The sequence below is a fragment of the Cohnella zeiphila genome, assembly GCF_014212055.1.
Lineage (GTDB): Bacteria > Bacillota > Bacilli > Paenibacillales > Paenibacillaceae > Cohnella > Cohnella zeiphila.
Genome location: NZ_JACJVO010000081.1, coordinates 1 through 1,589 on the forward strand (window position 1 = coordinate 1; position 1,589 = coordinate 1,589).

At 65.6% G+C, this 1,589-nt stretch carries 2 protein-coding genes and 1 pseudogene; all 3 read right to left on the bottom strand.

Annotation, left to right across the window (positions count from 1 at the left end):
• A pseudogene (locus H7C18_RS34625) lies at positions 1-203 on the bottom strand (sugar phosphate isomerase/epimerase family protein); the annotation flags it as partial.
• The gene (locus H7C18_RS34630) at positions 200-1,228 is read right to left on the bottom strand and encodes a Gfo/Idh/MocA family protein (protein ID WP_185133696.1); all 1,029 of its coding nucleotides are present in this window, start codon (positions 1,226-1,228) and stop codon (positions 200-202) included. The pseudogene H7C18_RS34625 and the gene H7C18_RS34630, both read right to left, overlap by 4 nt.
• Positions 1,225-1,589 (bottom strand): hypothetical protein (locus H7C18_RS34635; RefSeq protein WP_185133697.1); only part of this gene is annotated, 365 nt, incomplete at its 5' end. The genes H7C18_RS34635 and H7C18_RS34630, both read right to left, overlap by 4 nt.

The following is a 1,589-nucleotide window of genomic DNA, read 5'->3' on the forward strand; positions in this document are numbered from 1 at the left end:
CAACAGACGACGAGTCCCGCCGCCTCAAGCTGCTCCAACGTCTCCCCGATCCGTTCCGGCCGAAAGCGGGGGCTGGACGGCAAATCCAGCTCTCCGTCGACGATCCGCAGCTCGATGCCGTCGTATCCGAGCCGGGATGCTTCCGCGAGCACCCGCTCCCAGCTCCAGTCGGGGCAAGCCAATGTGCTAAACGATATTTTCAACCTTGTGCACTCTCCTTTGGCAGAACCATTCTTCTTGATTCCCGGCTCGATCGATAGATGGCATCGACCAGCACCAGCGACTTGCGCCCCTCTTCCCCGTTCACGAGCGGCTCCCGGTCCTCCGCAATCGATTCGACGAAATCGGCGAACTGCCGGCGATGCGCCTCGCCCAGCCGATCCTCCGGCGCGCCGGCATCCGCTATCGCAAGCTCCGGGCGATCCGGAACCTCCAGCCGGCGGATATAGGGAGCTTCCGTTCCGACGATCTCCATCGTTCCTCTCGTCCCGTGCAGCAACAGCCGCTGAGGATGGTCCGGATAGATGCACGTCGCGCTGCGGATGACGCCGCTCGCCCCGCTGCGGAACCGGACGACGGCCGTCGCCATATCCTCGACTTCGATGCCGTGAAGCAGGGTGCGGGTCTCGGCGACGACTTCGCTTACGCCGCCGGCCAGCCACAGCAGCAGATCGACGCCGTGGATCCCCTGATTGATCAGCGCCCCTCCGCCATCCAGGGCGGACGTACCCTTCCAGGCGCTGTTCCCGTAGTAGGATGGCGGGCGGTAAAATTTCATGTCGGCGTCCGCCGCAAGCAGCCGGCCGAGAACGCCGTCGTCCAGCAGCCGCTTCGCGCGGCGAAGCTCTTCCATAAAGCGAAGCTGGAAGATGACGCCCAGCTTCACGCCGCTGTCCCGGCAGATGCGAATCGCTTCGTCCGCCGCAGCCAGCGAAATATCCAGCGGCTTCTCGACCATGACATGCTTGCCGTGGCGAGCCGCAAGCACGGCCCACTGCGCATGCGTACCGCTGGGCGTGCATACGGAGACGGCGTTCACTTCCTTCGACGCCCACAGCTCCCGGGGATCGGTCGTGTATCGGCACCCGTATAGATCGGCGAATTCTCTCCCGCTCAGTTCGTCGCGGCTGAGCACGTAGGTCAGCTCGGCGCCGGGCAGCGAACGGATCTCCTCCGCATGGACCCGGCTGATCATGCCCGTGCCGATAATGGCGAATTTGCACGTCATCGCTTCGAATCCGCCTCCTCCGCATGCACGTCCTCGAGGCAGATCCAGATGACGCTATTGGCCGGGCAGTACCCGTGCATGCGGAACGTATCGGCCGTGTCCACCGTGCGGACCTCCACAGGCTGCAGCGCCGGCGGCGGGCCTTCCCGCCGGGAGCCGCCGTCGATCCGGTAGCAGGCGAGCCGCTTTTTCCCCGGCCGCAAGCCGCTGAACTCGATGTCCGCGATGACGTCGCGGGAAGCGCCGGCATGGTAGTTGACGATCATCGTCCGGACGCCGTTGGTCTGAACGGACGCGGCCGCGCGCAGGTCGGGGTCGTCGGCCGAAGCGGCGGCCCTCTGCCCGTCCATGCCCGCCAGCA